This window comes from uncultured Gulosibacter sp. (genome assembly GCF_963509965.1).
Taxonomy (GTDB): domain Bacteria; phylum Actinomycetota; class Actinomycetes; order Actinomycetales; family Microbacteriaceae; genus Gulosibacter.
The window spans coordinates 15,038-34,872 of record NZ_CAUPDE010000013.1 but is presented as its reverse complement, the minus strand read 5'-3'; the positions used below and the strand labels follow the sequence as shown (position 1 = coordinate 34,872).

At 62.3% G+C, this 19,835-nt stretch carries 19 protein-coding genes and 3 tRNA genes; 15 read left to right on the top strand and 7 right to left on the bottom strand.

All coding sequences use genetic code 11. From position 1 onward, the window contains the following. Positions 1-29 precede the first annotated feature (29 nt). Positions 30-1,535 carry a cardiolipin synthase gene (gene cls, locus RQ865_RS08530; RefSeq protein WP_311478836.1) on the bottom strand — a complete coding sequence of 502 codons (1,506 nt, stop codon included), beginning with the start codon at positions 1,533-1,535 and terminating at the stop codon, positions 30-32. Positions 1,536-1,543: 8 nt separating this feature from the next. Continuing rightward, positions 1,544-2,032, bottom strand: coding sequence for a YajQ family cyclic di-GMP-binding protein (locus RQ865_RS08525; RefSeq protein WP_201518272.1), 489 nt, complete (start codon positions 2,030-2,032; stop codon positions 1,544-1,546). Between the two features lie 122 nt (positions 2,033-2,154). Between RQ865_RS08525 and RQ865_RS08520 the strand changes: the two genes are divergently transcribed. Then, positions 2,155-2,721 carry a ZIP family metal transporter gene (locus RQ865_RS08520; protein WP_311478835.1) on the top strand — a complete coding sequence of 189 codons (567 nt, stop codon included), beginning with the start codon at positions 2,155-2,157 and terminating at the stop codon, positions 2,719-2,721. Between the two features lie 789 nt (positions 2,722-3,510). On the opposite strand, the gene RQ865_RS08515 is transcribed toward RQ865_RS08520, so the two are convergent. After that, positions 3,511-3,595: transfer RNA gene (locus tag RQ865_RS08515), tRNA-Tyr, on the bottom strand. A 79-nt stretch (positions 3,596-3,674) separates the two neighbouring features. On the opposite strand from RQ865_RS08515, the gene RQ865_RS08510 reads away from it, so the two are divergent. The 7 genes from RQ865_RS08510 (at position 3,675) to RQ865_RS08480 (ending at position 9,338) form a co-directional block, all read left to right on the top strand. After that, positions 3,675-4,499, top strand: coding sequence for an inositol monophosphatase family protein (locus RQ865_RS08510; RefSeq protein WP_311478833.1), 825 nt, complete (start codon positions 3,675-3,677; stop codon positions 4,497-4,499). A 91-nt stretch (positions 4,500-4,590) separates the two neighbouring features. Continuing rightward, positions 4,591-6,318: a M23 family metallopeptidase gene (locus RQ865_RS08505; protein WP_311478832.1), complete on the top strand. Its 1,728-nt coding sequence runs from the start codon at positions 4,591-4,593 to the stop codon at positions 6,316-6,318. Between the two features lie 92 nt (positions 6,319-6,410). After that, positions 6,411-6,482 (top strand) — tRNA-Thr (locus tag RQ865_RS08500). Positions 6,483-6,514: 32 nt separating this feature from the next. Then, positions 6,515-6,588 (top strand) — tRNA-Met (locus RQ865_RS08495). Between the two features lie 163 nt (positions 6,589-6,751). Further along, complete coding sequence (locus RQ865_RS08490; RefSeq protein ID WP_311478829.1) at positions 6,752-7,072, top strand: hypothetical protein; 321 nt, start codon at positions 6,752-6,754, stop codon at positions 7,070-7,072. Then, on the top strand, positions 7,072-8,796 hold the full coding sequence (locus RQ865_RS08485) for a hypothetical protein (RefSeq protein ID WP_311478827.1): 1,725 nt from the start codon (positions 7,072-7,074) through the stop codon (positions 8,794-8,796). The genes RQ865_RS08490 and RQ865_RS08485 overlap by 1 nt, the downstream gene beginning before the upstream one ends. A 110-nt stretch (positions 8,797-8,906) precedes the next feature. Then, positions 8,907-9,338, top strand: a complete 432-nt coding sequence (locus RQ865_RS08480) for a hypothetical protein (RefSeq protein WP_311478825.1) — start codon at positions 8,907-8,909, stop codon at positions 9,336-9,338. Between the two features lie 8 nt (positions 9,339-9,346). Here the strand turns inward: RQ865_RS08480 and RQ865_RS08475 are convergent, their stop codons facing one another. Continuing rightward, positions 9,347-10,855: a protein adenylyltransferase SelO family protein gene (locus tag RQ865_RS08475; protein ID WP_311478824.1), complete on the bottom strand. Its 1,509-nt coding sequence runs from the start codon at positions 10,853-10,855 to the stop codon at positions 9,347-9,349. Positions 10,856-11,056: 201 nt separating this feature from the next. Here RQ865_RS08475 and RQ865_RS08470 point away from each other — a divergent pair, with 201 nt between their 5' ends. Then, positions 11,057-12,424: an NAD-dependent succinate-semialdehyde dehydrogenase gene (locus RQ865_RS08470; protein ID WP_311478822.1), complete on the top strand. Its 1,368-nt coding sequence runs from the start codon at positions 11,057-11,059 to the stop codon at positions 12,422-12,424. Positions 12,425-12,536: 112 nt separating this feature from the next. Here the strand turns inward: RQ865_RS08470 and RQ865_RS08465 are convergent, their stop codons facing one another. Next, positions 12,537-13,484 carry a LysR family transcriptional regulator gene (locus tag RQ865_RS08465; protein WP_311478821.1) on the bottom strand — a complete coding sequence of 316 codons (948 nt, stop codon included), beginning with the start codon at positions 13,482-13,484 and terminating at the stop codon, positions 12,537-12,539. 68 nt (positions 13,485-13,552) lie between these two features. Between RQ865_RS08465 and RQ865_RS08460 the strand changes: the two genes are divergently transcribed. Next, a complete protein-coding gene (locus tag RQ865_RS08460) occupies positions 13,553-15,049 on the top strand; it encodes an amino acid decarboxylase (protein WP_311478820.1) in 1,497 nt (498 codons plus the stop codon). Here the strand turns inward: RQ865_RS08460 and RQ865_RS08455 are convergent. Together RQ865_RS08455 and RQ865_RS08450 are read right to left on the bottom strand one after the other, a co-directional pair. Beyond that, entirely contained in the window at positions 15,046-15,711 is a 666-nt protein-coding gene (locus tag RQ865_RS08455) for an HAD-IA family hydrolase (RefSeq protein WP_311478818.1), read from the bottom strand. The two genes, RQ865_RS08460 and RQ865_RS08455, sit on opposite strands and share 4 nt — an antisense overlap. Beyond that, positions 15,708-15,878 (bottom strand): hypothetical protein, encoded by a 171-nt coding sequence (locus RQ865_RS08450; RefSeq protein ID WP_311478816.1) that lies wholly within the window; start codon positions 15,876-15,878, stop codon positions 15,708-15,710. The genes RQ865_RS08455 and RQ865_RS08450 overlap by 4 nt, the downstream gene beginning before the upstream one ends. A gap of 172 nt (positions 15,879-16,050) precedes the next feature. Between RQ865_RS08450 and RQ865_RS08445 the strand changes: the two genes are divergently transcribed. The 5 genes from RQ865_RS08445 to RQ865_RS08425 all read left to right on the top strand — a co-directional run bounded on the left by RQ865_RS08445 (position 16,051) and on the right by RQ865_RS08425 (position 19,688). After that, on the top strand, positions 16,051-16,938 hold the full coding sequence (locus tag RQ865_RS08445) for a class II glutamine amidotransferase (protein ID WP_311478815.1): 888 nt from the start codon (positions 16,051-16,053) through the stop codon (positions 16,936-16,938). Between the two features lie 61 nt (positions 16,939-16,999). After that, positions 17,000-17,446 carry a MaoC family dehydratase N-terminal domain-containing protein gene (locus RQ865_RS08440; protein ID WP_311478814.1) on the top strand — a complete coding sequence of 149 codons (447 nt, stop codon included), beginning with the start codon at positions 17,000-17,002 and terminating at the stop codon, positions 17,444-17,446. Continuing rightward, the gene (locus RQ865_RS08435; RefSeq protein WP_311478812.1) at positions 17,443-17,871 is read left to right on the top strand and encodes a MaoC/PaaZ C-terminal domain-containing protein; all 429 of its coding nucleotides are present in this window, start codon (positions 17,443-17,445) and stop codon (positions 17,869-17,871) included. The genes RQ865_RS08440 and RQ865_RS08435 overlap by 4 nt, the downstream gene beginning before the upstream one ends. After that, positions 17,868-18,914, top strand: coding sequence for a UDP-N-acetylmuramate dehydrogenase (locus RQ865_RS08430; protein WP_311478811.1), 1,047 nt, complete (start codon positions 17,868-17,870; stop codon positions 18,912-18,914). Before RQ865_RS08435 ends, RQ865_RS08430 begins: the two co-directional genes overlap by 4 nt. Positions 18,915-18,920: 6 nt before the next feature. Next, on the top strand, positions 18,921-19,688 hold the full coding sequence (locus tag RQ865_RS08425; RefSeq protein WP_311478810.1) for a hypothetical protein: 768 nt from the start codon (positions 18,921-18,923) through the stop codon (positions 19,686-19,688). Positions 19,689-19,835: the final 147 nt, after the last annotated feature.

Genomic DNA, 19,835 nt, shown 5'->3' with positions numbered 1-19,835 from the left:
TGGGTCGAGCTCCCGCTGCGGGGCGCGACTTATTGCACCACCGAGGTTAGGCGGCACAGATCATCAACTGCCACCCGCAACCGACCGCGGGTGAGCCACTCGTCGAGGGTGAGCTGGCGTGATTTGGCGAAGTATTCGCGCTCAACTGCCGATAGCTCGGCGGCGAACTGCCGGCCGTAGACAATCAGCATGAGTTCGGCGTTGAGCGTGAACGAACGCATGTCCATATTCGACGACCCCACCATCGACACCTCGCCGTCGACGGTGAGGTACTTCGAATGCAGCACATACGGCTGCTCATACAGCCAGATCTGCACTCCCGAGCGCAGCAGTGCCTCGTAGTATGACTGCTGGGCGTGCTGGGTGAAGAAGTGGTTGCCGCGCTCAGAAACAAACAGCACCACTTCGATACCGCGCTGCGCAGCGGTGGTGAGGGCGTAGAGCATCGAGTCGTCGGGCGCGAAATACGGTGACGAAATCACCACCCGCTCACGGGCCTGGTAGAGCAGCTGCACAAACAACCGCAGATTGTTTTCGTGTTCGTAACCGGGCCCAGACGGAACGAGCTGGCAGTCGTAGGTGGGCACCGAATCGACCGCGACCCGCTGTGCCTCAGCGAGCTCAGCCTCAAACTGGGCGGCGCTTGGGTCGCCACCGTCGCGGGGGATGTAACCGGTCTCGTCGAACCAGTCGTTGCGGAACACCGCGTCGATACCCACTGCCATCGGCCCCTCAACCCGCAACATCAGGTCTTTCCACAGCAGCCGCTGACCGTCACGGCCTGGTTTGTGGTGGTAGCCGCGTTCGATAATGTTCTGCGACCCCATCCACGCCACCCGGCCGTCAACCACGAGCAGTTTGCGGTGATTGCGCAGGTCGATGCGCTGCCAGCCGTTACGCCACGGCCAAATTGAGTAGAGCTGGTGCCAATCGCATCCGGCAGCCTGCAGGCGTCGCTTCATGTGTCGATAATCGCGATAGCGCATCGAACCGAACTGGTCGTAGGCGACGCGCACCTTCACGCCGCGCTGCAGCGCCCGCTCAATGGCGACAAACACCGGCTCGGTCACCTCATCGGCAGCCAGCGCATAGAACAGCAGGTGAACGTAGTTCTGTGCGGTGTCGATTTCGTCGGCCATTTCGCGAATGGTCGCGTCATAGCTCGTGGTGATGCGGATGCGGTTACCCGGCAGGTGCGGGATGGCCGTCAGCTCACGTGCCAGCTGTGACAGATGCTGGAAGCGAGTGGGAAGCTCGGTGAGCCCCACCCGCTGCTCGAGCTGCACGGTTGCCTCGTGCAGCAAGCGGTTGAACTGCGCCTGTTTGCGGCGACGGTGCTCGGGTAACCGGGTTGAGCCGAACATCCAGAACAGCAGCAGCCCGATATAGGGGATGAGGCCGATGGTCAGCAGCCAAGCGACGGCGGTGGTGGGGCGGCGGTTGTGGCCGAGCGTGAACGCGGCGACAACAACGATGATGACGTGTATCGCGGCGGCGGCAATGTACAGCCAGCCCTCACCGAAGATCCCGAGCATTTCCTCGACTAGCGGAAGTTAACGAACTGCAGGTCGACGTCCAGGTCAGCTGCTTTGAGCAGTTGAATTGTCGCCTGCAAATCGTCGCGGCTTTTCGAACTGACCCGCAGCTCATCGCCCTGAATCTGCGACTTCACCGACTTGGGTGCCTCATCGCGAATGAGCTTCGAGATCTTCTTGGCATTGGCCTGGTCGATGCCCTGTTTCAGCGCGATTTCGAGGCGGGTTTCTTTCCCCGAAACATACGGATCGCCGGTTTCGATCGACTTGAGCGAAATACCACGCTTGATGAGCTTTGATTGCAGCACATCGAGCACTGCGAGCACCCGATCTTCACTCACTGCCTTCAGCATGAATCGGTCGTTTGCGAATTCCACCGAGGCACCGGTGTCGCGGAAATCGTAGCGCTGCGAAATTTCCTTAGCGGCCTGGTTGACCGCGTTGTCGATCTCCATCGGATCGACCTTGCTCACCACATCAAATGAAGAATCAGCCATGGTGATAAGCGTAGGCGACAACGGTTGACCGCGGGTGTGAACAACGGTGGTGGCGCATGCCGATGCGTTGGGGTGGCTGCCCGACTACTGTTAGTGCCACGCGCGCAAGCGGGAAGGTGGAGATGACAGATATTTGGGTGCCGCTGGTGTTGACTGCGCTGGCCGGGCTCGCCACCTCGATCGGTGGGGTGATTGGGGTGCTTGGTCGCGGCGACTCGCGGCGGCTGATGTCGGTTGGGCTCGGTTTTTCTGCCGGCGTGATGATCTATGTCTCGCTGGTGGAGATCTTGCCGAAGGGGCGCGAATCGCTCATCGCAGAGTTTGGGGATACGCCCGGTGAGTGGCTGCTGCTGCTTTCGTTCTTCGGTGGGATCGCGGTAATTGCGCTAATCGACCGGCTGGTTCCCGAAGAGATTAACCCGCATGAGCCGGGCACAGTTGACGATCGGGCGCGGCAGCGGGCGCTGATGCGCACGGGGATGCTCACAGCGGTAGCGCTCGCGGTGCACAACTTTCCGGAGGGGTTCGCAACATTCATTGCGGCGATACAGAACCCCGAGATCGGCGTGGCGGTGGCCGTAGCGATTGCGATCCACAATATTCCCGAGGGGCTAGCGGTGGCGGTGCCGGTGTATCAGGCCACGTTGCCGTCGACCCGAAGGGTTCCCGAATGCGTTTGCAATGGGTGAGCGCGTGCTGAGCCTCCACAGCAAAGAAAAACCCGGCCCACAAGGAACCGGGTGAGTAGTAACTACATCGTACATTGCTGACGCACTCAAGCAAGTTTGGGTCTGGGGTTGGCGTGTCAGCACGGCTACCATCCTCGGGGCTTTGACAGGTTGCCGATCGTTGCTGGGAGTTGATTCTGTTCAACCGATTCTCTACGCACCTTGCGTGCCCAACTCTGACCAGAGCGATCAGCCCGAGGCAAAGCAAGTGCCCCGCAACACTGACACTCGGATACAAGAGGCCAACTGGCATCAAGCTTCGTACGTGCTGAACTGGCAACTTCAGATCTGAGTCGTTTGATAGCACAACTACCGCATCAACAGCGCTGGTCAGAGCATCAATCAGCATGTGGCTAGCAACGTTTACGTCGCTACCTTTCTCTTCATCATGCTGATACGAAACGATGAATTTCGCATCCGGGACGGGGGCGCCCGCCGAGTCTTGAATCATGACTGGCCAGTTTGATGTCACGATTTCCGACCCACTTCCATTACCGTCCAGCACTGCCAGAGGTGCCTGCTTGACGCGCGAAACATAGTTTCCATACTCGATTTTGTCGACTGCCTTCGAGGAAACTGGCGCTTTCAAATAGACGTCTTGGTCGCGTTGCCCATCAGGGTTGGTTGCACCGTTAATGCGTGCCGTGCAGTAGACAATGCGCTCAATTTGGGCATCGCGCCAGGCGTCGGCTGCTCCACGTGAAGCAAAAGCCCCGGCCTGCGACTATGCCATGACCGGGGCCTTACAACTGGTGGCGAGAGAGGGATTCGAACCCCCGAATGCAATGCAGGCTGATTTACAGTCAGCTCCCTTTGGCCGCTTGGGTATCTCGCCGAAAGCAGCGCGCTGCAAAGCGCACCCCGAAAGCTTACACCAGATTCGCTCGACATGTGACGCTGCTAGCGTCACCGGTATGAGCGACGAACAACTGCTGCACTTGGCCACCCAGCTCGCGCGCGAAGCTGGCGAAATGATTCTCGAGCGTCGGCAGCGGGGAGTTGCTATCGCCGACACCAAAACGAGCACGGTGGATGTGGTGACCGCTGCCGACCGTGAGTGTGAGCAATTGCTGCGTGAGCGCATCCGCGAGCTGCGCCCTGATGACGGCTTCTATGGTGAAGAAAGCGACCCGACCCGGTCGCGTTCAGGCGTGACCTGGGTGGTTGACCCGATTGATGGCACGGTGAACTATCTGTACGGTTTGCCGCACTACGCCGTTTCAATTGCCGCGGTCGAGGGCGACCCGGCTGCAGATCCGGCCAGCTTTACCGCTCTTGCTGGTGCGGTGTTCGCGCCGGCACTCGGCGAGATGTATGCCGCGGTGCGCGACGGCGGCGCAACTCGCAATGGTAAACCGCTCGAGATTGGTGCCGGCCCGGAAGATATTGCGCGCACACTGGTTGCCACCGGGTTCTCGTATCGGGCGCAACGGCGCAAGCTGCAGGCGCAGGTGTGGTTGGCCCTTGCCGACCGGGTGCGGGACATGCGACGTAATGGCGCCGCATCGCTCGACCTGTGTGCGGTTGCTGCCGGGCAGTTGGATGTGTACTACGAGTTTGGGTTGAAGCTGTGGGACTGGGCCGCCGGTGCCCTCATCGCGCGTGAGGCGGGTGCCGAGGTTGTGGGTGTGTCACGCGATGTTCGTGAAAGTAGGGGTATGCTGGTTGCTGGCCATCCTCGGATCATGCCTCAGCTGCACGATTTGCTGCTGGATTCACTACCGGCACATCTGCTCTGATCTGGGAGTTTTACCAATCTGTAACTTTTTCTAGCTAATTTGTGATCTCTTCGTTACACTCGATTTTGTTCGATTCTTTGAGGAGATGTGAATGTCGGAAGACGCCAGCGCTCAGCGCCCGCTCACCCGCCGCGAACTTCGCGAGCAGGAGCGACGTGCCGAGCAGGAGCGGATTGCCGCTGAGCAGACGCAGCTCGCCGCCGAGCGGACGCGTCGTGCCGAGCGAGCACGCATCGCCGCCGAAGAAGCTCGCCGAGTTGAAGAAGAGCGCATCGCCGCCGAGCGGGCTCGTCGTGCTGAAGAAGAACGCATCGCCGCCGAGCGGGCAGCTCGTGCCGAGCGGGAACGGCTTGCCGCTGAGCGGGCACGCCGAATTGAACGAGAGCGCATTGCCGCTGAACGGGCTCGTCGTGCCGAACAAGAGCGCATCGCTGCAGAGCAGGCGGCTCGAGCCGAAGCCGAAGCCGCTCTCGCCAACGCAACTTCGGTAGCGAGTGTCGCTGCAGAACCGGCCAGCCGGGCAGCTGCCGAGGTTGCCGCTCCGCAACAGTTCGCCACGCGACGCGCGCGCCGTGAGGCAGAGCGAGCCGCAGAACTTGCTGAGTTCAACCAGCTTGCCGAGCAAGCGCAAATTGCCACCCAGCAGGTGGTTGCACAGTCGCCCGAACTGTTCGCGAGCCGCGATGATCACCCCAAGCCAGCTCGCGCCTACCAGGTCGACATTCAGCGCGTCGCCATCAACCCCATCCCGAGCGTAGCGATTCGCCCGGCTGCTGAAGTGCCGGCATTCACGCCCGCCGATGAGGCTGACGAAGTTATTGCCGATGCGCCGCAGCGTGTTGCCGATGATGTTGAGTCGGGTGGCATCCCGGTTGCCCCGACCGATGAGCCCAAGATCGAGTTTGCCGCCGCGTTCGCATCCGGCAACCTGAAATCATCTGGTCGTGTGCGCCACAGCGACGGCGGCCGCCGCGCCAGCCGAGTTGGCGGTTCGATGGTTGCCTTCGGGCTCATTGCCGGCACCGTGGCGCTCGGCACCGGTTCGGCCGCCGCGATCAGTGCCATGGCCGCGACCGATGACGAAGCCCCCCAGCTTGGCGATGTCACTCCCGACCAGCCCGAATCGCAGAAGCTGAAAGTGTCGAAGGAAGAGGCGGTTTCGGTTGCCTCGAATCGTCACTCAGAAGTGACCGCCGTTACCGCGATCGGTACGGCGCACGCCGCGAACCTCGCCGGCGGTGTCAAACTGCCCGACGCGCAGGCGTTCACCAACAACATCACCGCCAATGTGCAGTGGCCGTTCCCCGAGGGCGTGCAAATCACCGACGGCTATGGCCCGCGGGTGTCACCATTTGGCGATGGAAGCTCGAGTTGGCACGGTGGCGTCGACTTCACCCCCGGTGAGGGCACGCCGATCGGTTCGATCGCGGATGGCCGCGTCAGCTACATCAGCGAAAGCGGAACCACCTACGGTGTTTATGTCGAAGTGGAACACATCATCAACGGTGTGCGGGTGACCTCGCAGTACGCGCACCTTCAGCCGGGATCGGTGTCGGTGAAGGTCGGCGATGTTGTGCAGGTTGGTGACCAAATTGCGAAGGTTGGCAACACCGGCGCATCAACGGGGCCGCACCTGCACCTCGAAACTCTCATTGAGGGCGGAACTGTCGACCCGATCTACTTCTTGAAGAAGCTCAATGTCAACGGTGTCGATGTGAAGGTTCCCGACGAAGTTTCGAGCGGCAGCGTTTCTCTTGGCGCCGAGCGTCGACCCGTTGCAGAGAGCCACCGGCTCGTTGACGAGCGCTTCGGTAACTAACTCAAAATAATCCAACACGTTGCGATTTGCGCGCGGCCGGGGAGTGTGTGTTAAGCTCTCCTGGTGCCTAAGCGAGAAATCGCATCACACACGCCCCGATAGCTCAGTGGTAGAGCACTTCCATGGTAAGGAAGGGGTCGCCAGTTCAATCCTGGCTCGGGGCTCTCTCAGTTGCTCGACCGGTGACTGTGAACCTGGCAGGGTAGCTCAGTTGGTGAGAGCGCACGACTCATAATCGTGAGGTCGCGGGTTCGAGCCCCGCTCCTGCTACCGGCCAAAACAACCCCCGAACGCGGGGGTTTTTGGTTTTCCGGCGCGAACCGCACCGCCAGTTTCGACTATTCCAGCACGTTCATACCGAGTGCTACACTCGCGGGCCGAACTCATTGACGCGACCTCGCATCGCGTCTGGCCGCGCAAGGAAACAGCACTCATGACGACGACAATCATCGCCGGCGATTTCGACAACCTCGCCAACAACTGCGATCACGCCGCAAGTGAAGTGGCGGGCACAAACGTCAGCGCCGAATCGGGCGCGGCAAGCACGGCAATGCCCGGCGGTTCGGCAGGCGGGGCGCTTCCCACGGCAACCGGCGGTATCGATAAGAGGATTCGCCAGCTCATCCAGGCGCTACAGCAGGCTTCGAGCGCAGCAGTGCAAACACAGACCGAATTCAACGGCACCGACTGCGGCGGCGCGGCTGGCATGGACACGATGGCGGGCGCCATCAACCCATCGGGAGGGATCTACTAATGGTGGGCTGGAGCGATATCGTCAGGTGGAGCCCCGACGCGCTGGAGACCGCATACGACGCATTTCACCGTAACGAAGGCGAAGTGCAGGCCGCTGGCGACGAACTCTACCGCGCGGCCGGTGCGGTGCAGAACCAGGGCCAATCGGCCACGGCCGCACGTGGCCAGCTCAAGATGCTGCAGCAGGATGCCGACAAGATTGAGGCGCTCATTTCAGATCTGCTCTCGGCCACTCGAGTCGCGGCAACGGGCGTCGGCGAAGTGCAGCGGGACGTCAAACAGGCGCAAGCCTATGCTGATGCCGAGCGGCTGCAGATCAGCGTCGATGGTGTGGTGTCACTCCAGGCACAGGTCTACACCGAGGCCAGGAAGCAATACGAAGAACGCTTTTGGTCAGGAGATGAGCCTTACTCTGACCTCGAACTTGAGATTGTACCCAGCTACCGGCGGGCGTTAGGAGCACGAGCTGGGCTCGAGCGGAGTATCAGCGACATCATCAAAAAGGCGAACGACATTGACGGAAAGTACTCATCGGCGCTCACTGCTATCGCCGACGGTGAAGCATCGGCGAGCTCGAAGGCAGCTTCGGCGGGTAGCTCGGCTGACGGATTTGACACGGCGCCACTGCTGAACCAGCTCAAGAATGCCGACAGCCCCAGCGAGGTGCGTGCCTTCTGGGACGCGCTCAGCGACGAACAACAGCAGGCGCTCATTGCCGCAGATCCGGTTGAGATTGGCGCGATGAACGGCGTGCCGTTTCAAGACCGATTCAAAGCAAATGATCTCAATATTGACCGCGAGATTCGCGAGCTCGATGACGAGATTCGACGCCTTCAAGAGCAAGGCGACAAAGTTGGCGGGGGCCTGTGGCACCTAGGCGAGCGGAGCGATGACGGCGCCACGCGTAAATTGTTTGACGAGCTTATCCGAAAACTGCAAGACCGTCGTGACTATTTCATGTCGCTGAAGAGCAGCGAAAACGGTGGTGCGGTGCTTTTCGACCCCGACAGCAATCGCATCATTGAAGCCAAGGGTGACTTCAACAAGCCCGCGGCTGAGGCCGTCACATTTGTTTCCGGTACTGGCGCGAAGCTCGATACCGTGCGCGACTATTCAGGCATGCCTGGCTACCTCGTGGATGAGGGTGAACGACGCGGCAAGAACACAGTGGCATTCAACTTCTACGACGGCCGCTTCGAAGGCGACGGGGCGTGGATCGGCTGGTTTGGTGGGCGCTCCAACAGAAACCAGGAGCACCTGCAGCAGTTGGGCGCGAATCTATCGGAGTTCCAGGATGCGCTCGCGCTTGAAGATGTGAGCCGCGGTGCCGACAATAACGTGATTGGGTACAGTGCGGGGAACTCGGTGGTGAGCGCTTCGGAGGTTGCATCGAAGTATCGCGACGGGGCCGCCAACGCGCACTACGACCATGTGCACTCGCTATCGGGCTCGTACCCCCCGGACGGTTGGGAACAGCAGCACGGCACTGAATATGATCACTACGCATATAAAGGCGACATGATTCACGGGCTCGATTTCGTGGGGTTCGCTACCACACTCCCGAACAGCAGTGATGTTTGGGAACGTCACGTTCGGGATAGCAACGAAATTCCCAGCGGAGAGATTAAGGGACCCCTATCCAAACACCTTCGCACCCCTAGCATCAACGTCGACGACAACCTGCCGATTTTGCAAGACCTGTCGCACGAGATCTTCAAAGACTAGTGCTGCCAAAGCTGCGGCATTTAGCGCTGGCTGGAGTGGTTTCATTGGGGCTAGTCGCCTGCCAGCCTGGCCCAGGCGGCGGCGATCAACCCGTTCGAGAGGAGAGCGCAATGGCAATCACCCTGGCAGAAGCGAAACACGAGTCGGTTCGCGTGCAAAAGTCACTGGTGGCATTGATTCCCGCTGAGCTGCGCTCAGAAGACAAACTGCCCGAACCCGGCACAGTGAAAATCACCCCAATGGCTTGCGATAACGGCCTGTTTTCGTATCCGGGCGGTTCGGCCGTGCGGCTGATTGAAGGCGCCGACGGGCAGGCCGTCGCCGAAATCATCGAGCGGGGTCTGCGCGAGCTGGGGTGGCGAGAAACTGACATTCCCACCAAGTCACAGCCTCACCGCAAACAGTTCCGCAGCGCCGACGGCTACTCGGCGATCATTTCAACCATCGACCGCAGTGACGACCTGCCCATGGTGATCATCGATGTGTGGAGCCCCTGTGCGGTTCCGCCCGCGGGCTTCAACAAGTACTCCGACAAGATCTAGAAGCGACCCTAGGTGCCACAGAATGTCTGGTAGTGGCGCGAGAAGTCGGCGGGTGCTGGCTGCGTGAATCGCTCGCGGTCGGCGCGTTCAGTGAACGGATCGGTTACCGCCTCAAGCAGCGCAAACAGCTCAGCGGCATCACCTCCGACGGCCTCTTGCAGCGCCCGCTCGACCGCGTGATTGCGCGGAACCACCACCGGGTTTGCGCGCTGCATCACTGCCGCATCGGGTGCGAGTGCTTTCCAGCTGCGCAGCCAGGTGTCGAACTCGGCGTCGGCGTTCGGGAGCAGCTGGGCAACTGGTTCTCGGTGGCCGGCGGCTGCCGCGGTGAGCGCGCGGAAGGTGCCGGTGAAGTCAAGCTTGAGTCGCCGCATCAGGTTGAAGAGCTCCTCTACGAGTGAGCTCAGCGGAAGATCTGCGCCACAGGATGCGGATAGCGCGTGTTGGCTGCCAGATTTGCTTTTGAACTCAGCTGCGTCAGCGGCCAGCCCGAGTTTTTCGCCGATGCCCCGAGCAAACTGCCGCTCATACTCGTCGGTAAACCCAGCGAGCGCCGATTGCGCCAGCTCAACGCCCCGTTCGGTGTTGTCATCGAGTAACGGCAGTAGTGTCTCGGCAAAACGGGTCAGGTTCCACTCGGCCATTGCCGGTTGCCGGTGGTAGGCATAGCGGCCCTCAGTGTCGATCGAGCTGAACACGGTTGCCGGGTCGTAGCTGTCAATGAACGCGCAGGGCCCGTAGTCAAGAGTTTCACCGCTGATGGTCATATTGTCGGTGTTCATCACCCCGTGGATGAACCCGGTGAGCATCCATTTCGCAACTGTGTGTGCCTGCGCGCTGATCACTGCTCGCAGCAGCGCCAGATACGGTTTTTCGTGTTCGGCCAGTTCTGGATAGTGCCGTTCGATGGCGTAGTCGGCGAGCCTTTGCAGCAGTGCCCGGTCGCCGCGCATAGCCGCAAATTGAAACGACCCCACGCGCAGGTGGCTGGATGCGGTGCGCACGAGGATGGCGCCAGGCTCACGACCGCGGCGAAACACCGGCCGCCCGGTGGTGAGCACCGCGAGCGAGCGAGTTGTCGGCACGCCGAGCGCATGCATCGCCTCGCTCACGATCAGCTCGCGCAGCATGGGGCCGAGTGTTGCCCTGCCGTCGGCGCCGGCGCGGGCAAACGGTGTGGGGCCCGAACCTTTGAGGTGCACATCGACCAACCCGCCCGGGGTGGCGAGTTCGCCCACTAGCAGCGCCCGCCCATCGCCGAGCAGCGGTGACAACCCACCGAACTGGTGCCCCGAATATGCCTGCGCTACCGGCCGGGCTGCTGCATCCAGATTGGCGCCGGTGAGCCAGCCAGCACCTTCGGCAGTGGCGAGCCATTCGGCATCTAGGCCGAGCTGCTGCGCGAGTGATTCGTTGAGCACCACCAGCTGCGCTGATGGGCATGGTTCGGCACGCCAGGGGTGTGCGAGCTCGGGTAGTCGATCGGCGAACTCGTGGGTGAGAGGTATTGGATGCATGGGTATCGGGATCTTTTCAGCGTGCGGCCTCGTTGATGTGTAAGCGTAGAACGTGGCACTGATCACCTGATCAACCCAAGGTGAGCGTTCAGGATGCGCGTCTTGAATCCCCAGGATCAGCCCCGTAAACTGCCCCCTACGGAGTAATAAACGGGTTTCATTTCGAGTCCGATTCAACGAAGAAATAAGGAGTAGACAGAAATGGCCAATTTCGCAGTCACCAACCCCGCGACCGGTGAGACGGTCAAGGAGTACCCAGCTGCAACCAACGCAGACATCGAAGCCGCGCTCGCCAGCGCCCAGTCGGCCTACCAGAACTGGTCGCGCAAGACCACCGTTGCTGAGCGTGCCAAGCTCGCCCAGCGTGCCGCAGAGCTGTTCGAAGAGCGCAAAGACGAGCTCGCCGCGATCATCAACCGCGAGATGGGCAAGCCGCTCGACCAGTCGGTGGGCGAGGCGGAGTTCTCGGGTGCGATCACCGAAGCGTTCGCCAAGAACGCTGAGGAGTGGCTTGCTGACGAACCGCTCGAGGTTGAAGACGGCCTCAAGTCTTTCTTCCGCTTCCAGGGCCTGGGCGTGATTCTCGGCATCATGCCGTGGAACTACCCCTACTACCAGGTGGCTCGTTTTGCGGTGCCGAACCTCATCCTCGGTAACACCGTCATCCTCAAGCACGCCAGCCAGTGCCCCGAGTCGGCACTCGCGCTGCAGCAGATCTTCCTCGACGCAGGTTTCCCTGAGGGTGCCTATGTCAACGTGTTCGCCAACCACGAGCAGCTTTCGACCATGATCGCTGACGACCGCGTGCAGGGTGTTTCGCTCACCGGTTCGGAGCGCGCCGGCGCGATCGTCGCCGAGCAGGCGGGTCGTGCGCTCAAGAAGTGCGTGCTCGAGCTCGGTGGTTCGGATGTCTTCCTCGTGCTCGACACCAACGACATCGACCACGCCGTCGAACACGCGGTCGGCGGTCGCATGGAGAACACCGGCCAGGCCTGCAACGGCTCGAAGCGCATTGTCGTTATGGACAAGTACTACGACGAGTTCGCCGAGAAGTTCGTCGCCGCTATCGGTGGCCAGTCGTACGAGAAGGGCGACTTCGGCCCGCTCTCGTCGGATGGGGCCACCAAGACCCTGACCGAGCAGGTTGGTCGTGCTGTCGATCAGGGCGCTGAGATTCTCGTGGGTAACAACGAGCCCGAGGGCAACGTTTACACCCCGACCGTCATCGGCAACGTCACCCCCGACATGGACGTCTACAGCGAGGAGCTGTTCGGCCCCGTAGCACAGCTCTACAAGGTGTCGAGTGACGAAGAGGCGATCGAACTGGCCAACTCGTCGCCGTACGGTCTCGGTTCGATCATCATCTGCGACGACCTCGAGCGCGCCGAGCAAATCGGTAACCAGCTCGACGTGGGCATGGTGTTCATCGGCGGCGCCGGCCTCGAGGGTGCTGACGTGCCGTTCGGTGGCGTGAAGAAGTCGGGTTACGGTCGCGAGATGGGTCGCGTGGGTATCCTCGAGTTCGCGAACAAGAAGCTGTTCCGCTACGCCGAGAACACCGGTGCGTAAGACGACGCGCACCACGCTGACGTTCTGAATAGCGCAGCAGACACTGTGGGCATCGACTTCGGTCGGTGCCCACAGGCATTTATGCGGCCAGCGCGCACAAACGCCGCGGCGGCTACTGTGCTGCCGGCAGATGCTGGGCGTCGAACACCTCGCCAGCAGCCTGGCGCAGCGCCGAAATCACGGCGCCAATCGCCGGGTCACGGCGGCCCGTGGCAATCACCGTGTCACGGTGCAGAAGCGGCTCGGTAAACGGCAGCAGTCGCAGCCGCGGATCGTCCGAATCGACAACCGACGCCGGAACTGCCGCCACGAATAGCCCCTCGGCAACCAGACGCAGAATCACCCGGTAGTCATCTGAGCGCATCCCAACCCGCTGCGAAAAACCGGCCAGCTTGCAGCGGCGAGCGATCTCGCTGTCGACCGGGTCGTGGTCGGATGCACCAACCGCCCAGCGGTCGGCCGCAAAGTCGCGCAGCCGCACGCCGACATTATTGGCGTGCGGATGGTCGCTCGATGTGGCCAGCAGCATCGGTTCGCTTCGCAGCAATTGCACCGAGTGGCCGTCGGCGCGACTACCGGAGCGCGGCCCCGCGGTAAACAGCACCGCAATATCGAGATCGCCGGCTTCAAGCCCAGCGCGCAGCGAAACGGTTTCATCTAGCGAAACCACCAGGTCGATGCCCGCTTTCGTGGCCAGCTGCACCGCGGCCGGAATCAGTCCCGCGGCGGTGGGGAAAACCCCGAGCCGCACGCGCTGGGCGCGGTGTTCGAGCCAGCTGGTGGCCAGCTCGCGAGTTTCGGTGTTGAGCGTGAGCGCTCGCCTCGCCTGAGCCGCGATCACCTCACCAAATTCGGTGAGCTTGGAGCCGCGCGGATGACGTTCCAGCAGTTTGCCGCCCAGGCTCGATTCGAGTCTGCGCAGGTGGTGATCGGCGGTGGGATGTGACCAGCCAAGCTTCGCAGCTGCGGCCGCAACCGAACCGAACTCGGCCACGGCAGCCAGCGCGAGCATCCCTCGCACATCGAGTAGCGCATCCGGTGACTTCTCATCAAGTTTCATAGCGAGTATGAGGCTACTTGCTGATGATGCCATTCTCAATGGCAAACTCAATGAATAACGTAACCGTCATGACGCTTGCATTTACATCAGTGCCCGACGGCGACGAAGCCGTAACCGAGGGCGCACCCTACGCGCGAGCCCTCAACCGGCTCGCCAAGGCCTCAACACTCTCGTTCTATGTGCCCGGACACGGCGCCACCGCCGACGGTGCCGGGTCGTCACTAGCCGAATACTTCGGCGACCGCGCAGTCGAACTCGATGTGCCGCCAATGATTGACGGCATCGATCTGGGTGAAAACTCGCCCCGCACGCAGGCCATGGAGCTTGCCGCCGAAGCCTGGGGAGCCCGCCGCACCTGGTTTCTCACCAACGGTTCAACGCAGGGTAACCGCACCGCGGCCCTGGCCATCCGCTCGCTCGGCCCCGACATCGTAATGCAGCGCAGTGCGCACTCGAGCTTCGTCGACGGCGTGATCCTCGCCGGCCTCAACCCCACCTATGTGCAGCCCACTATCGACACCGAGCTCGGCATCGCCCACGGCGTCACCGCCGAATCGGTGGCAGCGGCAATGGATGCACACCCCGGCAACCCCACCGCCGTGTATGTCGTGTCGCCCAGCTACTTTGGTGCCGTCGCCGACATCCCCGCCATTGCCGAGGTTGTACACGCCCGCGGTGCGGCGCTGATCGTCGACTGCGCCTGGGGCGCACACTTCGGCTTCCACCCGCAGCTCGCCCAGTCGCCGCTGCGTCAGGGCGCCGACCTGTCGATCATGTCGACCCACAAACTCACCAACTCGCTCACCCAGTCGGCCATGCTGCATCTGGGCCACGGCGAGTTCGCCGACCGTCTCGAACCGCTCGTTGCTCGCGCCCACGCCATGACCGCATCCACGAGCGAATCATCACTGCTGCTCGCCTCACTCGATCTGGCCCGCCGCGACCTCGTGTGCGGCGGCGACCACTACGAACAGTCGATCGCCAACGCCGCCCACGCCCGTGAACTCCTGCGCGCGAACGGGCGCTACCCGGTGGTTTCTGACTCATTCGACCGCTACGACGACATCGTCGGCTACGACCCGCTACGCATCCCCATCGACGTGCGCGCAACCGGACTCGACGGCCACGCGGTGCGCAACCTGCTCGCCAACAAACACGGCATCTACGTTGAAATGGCCACCGCCTCGACCATCGTGCTGGTGATCGGCTTCGGTAAATCGCCGTCTATTGAACCCGTTATCAAGGCACTCGATGAGATGACCGTGCCCGATAGCGAACGCTTCGCAGTGACGCTGCCGCAACTACCACCAACCGGCCCGATTCACAGCCTGCCGCGCGAGGCATACTTCGCAGATGCCGAGATCGTGCCCGCCCACGAGGCAATCGGCCGCATTTCGGCGGCATCACTCGCCGCATATCCGCCGGGCATCCCCAACGTGCTGCCCGGCGAAGAGATCACCGCCGAAGTAGTCGACTTTCTGCAGGCATCGGCAGCGGTACGCGGCGGCTATGTGCGCGGGGCGGCCGACTCGGCCGTGCAAACCATGATGGTTGTGCGCGACTAGCCGAACGCAACCGAGAAATATCCGAGCTCGCGGGCCGGCTGCACACACACCTGATCCCAGTGGGTGATGCGCGGCAGCCCGCGAGCCTCGTTTCCGGCAAAATCACCCACCACCACGCATCCCGCACCCGCGGCAGCAGCCGAAGCAAGGCCCGCGGCCCCATCCTCAAACGCCAGCAGCTCGCTGGCAGCAAACCCCAGCGCCGCAGCCCCACGCAAAAACGGTTCGGGATGCGGTTTTCCACGCTCGACCAACTCGATCGTCACCCGCGGCTCGGGCATCGGCACCCCGGCAATCGCAAACCGGCGACGTGCCAGCTCGAGCGGGGCCGAGGTGACAATCGCCATCGGCAGCCCCAGCTGCTGTGCGCGGCGGATGAACGCGGCCGCACCCGGCACCTCAACAATGCCCTCGGTGCGACGCAAACCCTCGGCCTCAACCCAGTCGCACCAGTGCTGCTGGGTGGCCGCATCCGCATCCGGCATTGCCCGCCGTACAGTCGAGATCGTTGGCAGCCCGTGCGAATAGCGCAAAATCTCGCGCACATCCAGATCGTGAGCGGCAGCAAACTCGCCCCAGATCGCCTCAACCAGCGGTGTCGAATCGACCAGCGTGCCATCCATATCGAGCAGCACGCCGCGCACCAGCACTGCGTCGGTCATTTCCGCAACCGGTTTCGACGCAGCGTGCGCAGCACGATCGCGCCGAAAAACACCGCCACGATAATGCCGCCGATCCACCACATCACAGTGTCACCGGTGGAGGCACCGTGGCTGGGGCTATCCGTTTCGGCCGCAGCCAAAAGCGACCACCACATTTCATTTGCCATAGCGCTTCCATCCTTGCACTAATCCGCGGCAACGTCTCGGAGTGTGCGGGCCAGATCTGACCCGGGTGCAGAACGGGGCGCAGATTGTGACCCAAAGTTGCCCGCATCCCGCCCATGAACCCGTTCAGTGCAACAATTGGGGCACCGCGCAACCGCGCCCGAAGGAAAAACGATGTGCCGACTATTTGCCTACGCCGCCCCCGTCGAAACCACGGTGGGCGAGGTGATTGGTGTGAGCAACGCCGAAGCCTTCCAGCAGATGACCACGATCCACAATGACGGCTGGGGCAGCGCCTGGCTTGCCGCCGGGCCGGGCGAAACCGTACCCGAGGTCGAATCGGTGCGGGTATCGACTCCCGGCCAACACGACCCGATGCTCAACTCGGCATTGCTCTCGGTGCCCTCCTACGCACGCCTGGTGCACCTGCGGCTGGCAACCGACGCGCACAAACGCACTAAAACCAACACGCATCCGTTTGTAGCCGACGGCATCGCCTTCGCCCACAACGGATCCATCACCCCGGTCGAAGAGCTCGACCGGCTGCTTCCCGAGCCCTGGCAGCGAGAAGTCGAAGGCAGCACCGACTCAGAACGCTATTTCGCATTCGTTCGCCGCATGATCGCCGAAAGCGACGGCACCGTGGCCGACGGGGTGACACGTGCCGTACAAGAACTGCGCGCCAAGTTCCCAACAGCAAGCCTCAACGCGGTGCTACTCACCGAAGACGAACTGCTCGTGGTGCACGCCAACTCAACCGCGATGGTCACCGACGAATCGTTCCGCGCCTGCGGAATTGACCCCACGGTGCTGCCCGCCGATCACGCCCACGACTACTACAAACTCGCCATGCTACAAATGGCCGACGGCACCACGGTGTTCTCATCCACGGGCATCGACCTGGCCGGCTGGACGCGCATCCCCGACGACACCATCACGCGCATCGACCTGAACACCCTCGAACTATCGCAACGCAAACTCTTCGGCGGCCGCGAAAGTGCCTCGCGCAACGAGCGGGCCGCGCTGAACGACCGCACGATCTTCGAACTCGCCCGCCGGTAGCATCCCGATTGCATCCCAAGACTCAGCAGCTTGCGGCCCGGCACTCGTTAGGGTGGGATGCGTGACTGTGAATCCTGACCTGGCCGGTCGACGATACCGGCTCGACGAGCCCTATCAGGTTGGTCGCGAGCACGTACGCGAGTTTGCCCGCGCAGTGTTCGCCACCAGCCCCATCCACACCGATGTTGCCGCCGCGCGCGCGGCAGGCTACGCCGATGTGGTTGCACCAACGACCTACTCGGCAGTGTTACAAGACCGCGCGATGCAGCTCATGCTCGCCGACGAACTTGTCGACTTCGAACTGAAGAACATTGTGCACGGTGACGAACGTTTCACCTTCAACCGGCAGATTGTCGCCGGTGATGAGCTCACCGTCGAGCTCGAGGTGACGAACGTGCGTGCGCTCGGTGCCAACGGCATGATTTCGGCGACCACCACGGTGACCGACCAGCACGGCGAAACCGTGCTCACCGGTGCCGCAACGCTCGTAGTGGGAGGCAGCAAATGACCGGCATTGATCTCACCGACGCGACAGTTGGCGATACCGTCGCCGAGCAGACCCTGCACTTCACCCGCGATTCGCTCGTGCGCTACGCGGGCGCATCGGGTGACTTCAACCCCATCCACTACCGCGACGATATTGCCACCGAGGTTGGGTTGCCGGGAGTGCTGGCCCACGGGATGCTCACCATGGGTGCTGCCATCCAACCGCTGATTGCCAAGCTCGGCGACCCCGGCCGCGTTGTCGACTACCAGGTGCGGTTCACCAAACCGGTCGTGGTCGACCCAGTGACTGGCGCGGACGTACACGTAACCGCCAAAGTTGCCCAGCTCGCCGATGGCGACGGCATCGGTCGTATCGATCTCGAAGTGAGCTGCGACGGCACGAAGGTGCTCGGCAAATCGCAGGTGCGCGTGAGGTTTGCTGCATGACCACCTTTGCCGAACTCACCACCACGCAGGTATCGGATGCAACGGCGCAGCTTGTGGCACCAACTACTCGGGACGCGCTCGCGACTGAATATCTGCGGTTGGTTGATGCTGGTGAGCCGTTCTTGGTGATTGGTGGCGGCTCGAACACGATCGTCGCCGACGCCGGTTTTCACGGCGAGGTGCTTCACGTTTGCACCCGCGGCATCACTGTCGAAGAAGATGCCGACGGGGTGCTGGTGACCGCCGAAGCGGGCGAGTCGTGGAGCGAGCTCGTTGATCGCACCGTTGCCGATGGGCTCAGCGGCATCGAGGCACTCGCGGGCATCCCCGGCACAGTGGGCGCAGCCCCGGTGCAGAATATCGGCGCCTACGGGCAAGAGCTTGCCGATGTGCTTGAACGCATCGAGGTGGTTGCCGCCGACACCGGTGAGGTGCGCTGGGTGGCTGCGAACGAGCTCGGCCTTGGCTACCGCACCTCGGCTCTCAAACGTGGGCAGCTGCATGCGCTGGTGTTGCGGGTGGTGTTGCGTTTGCAGCGGGTGGGGGATGCGGCTGGTGCCGCCGTTCGTTACGCGCAGCTCGCGAAGGCGCTCGGGGTCGAGCTGGGTGACCGGGTGCCGGTGGTTGAGCAGCGGGATGCGGTGCTGCAACTGCGGGCTGCTAAGGGCATGGTGCTCGACAGCGCCGACCCGGATACTCGCTCGAGTGGCTCGTTTTTTGTGAACCCGGTGGTGCATCGCGAGTTTGTGGTGCAACTGCCCGCCGACGCGCCGCAATTTGATGCGGGGGAAGATGAGGACGGTCAGCCGCTGGTGAAACTTTCGGCGGCATGGCTAATCGACCATGCGGGGGTGAAACGCGGGTTTGCGCTGCCCGGTTCGGGGGCGGCGATCTCGTCGAAGCACACACTTGCCATCACGAATCGTGACGGTGCCACCGCCGAACAGATTGCTGAACTCGCGCGATATGTGCGGGCGCGGGTGCTGCAGGAGTTTGGAGTGCTGCTGGTGCCCGAACCGAACCTCATCGGGCTTGAGGTGTAGCGCCCGGTGCGTAGCTACAATTTCCAGCCGCCAGAGCCGGTGTATCCACCCGAGTCGCAAGATGCGCATCGGGTAGTGCAACTGCGACGCCCGACAGGGCTGTTCATCCTGGCGGTGGTTGCCGCACTGGTAGTGGTGGGGTTGGGTGTCGCAGCGGTGGTGACCGGTGGCCGGGTGGCGCAGCCCGAGGCGGCACCAACTGGTGAGCCGCTGCGATTCGGTGACGAGACCGACCCCGCGGATACTCGCACGCCGCTACCGACCACGACGCCCGAGCCGGTGCGGCCGGGCACGCTCGTGCCGATCACGATGAATGCGCAGTTCACGCAGGGGCTCACTGTGGTGCAACCGAAATCGCAGCATTGGAATAAACGAGAGATTCTGAACCGTCCGGGGCAGCTGAGCCTGAATGACCCGAGCTATTCAGCCCGGTTTGAAGTGTGGCAGACGGGGCTCTACACCTCGGCACAATCGGATCAGTCGCTGACTGAGACGCAGCTGCTGCGCATCGGTGACGAGTGTCTGAGCCAAGTGCGCACTGTCGGCAAGCCCGAGAAGTATGTGCTGAAGGGGCGTGACGGCACCCAGCTTGAGCTGCTGGGGCAGCGGGCGGTGCAGTGTGATGGCGGCGAAATCATGATGTACGAGCGGCTGATGCCGCACTCTGGCACCCGCATCCACATTGTGCTGTGGGCAGAGGGCGGCGAGGGTGCGGTTGCCGCCAATGCCGAGCTGCAGCGCCTACTCAGCGAAACGAGCTTCACCATCCCGTAGCCGCGGCGCTTGCTTACGCTCGCTTGCCTCCTCGAACCGGTTTTGTGTGTGTTCGCGTTAATTGTGTGTGGCAGACCACATACAAATGACGCGGAGACATACACGTGGGGAGTGCGGGCATGAGTATGCGTGTGGATGTGAACGTAT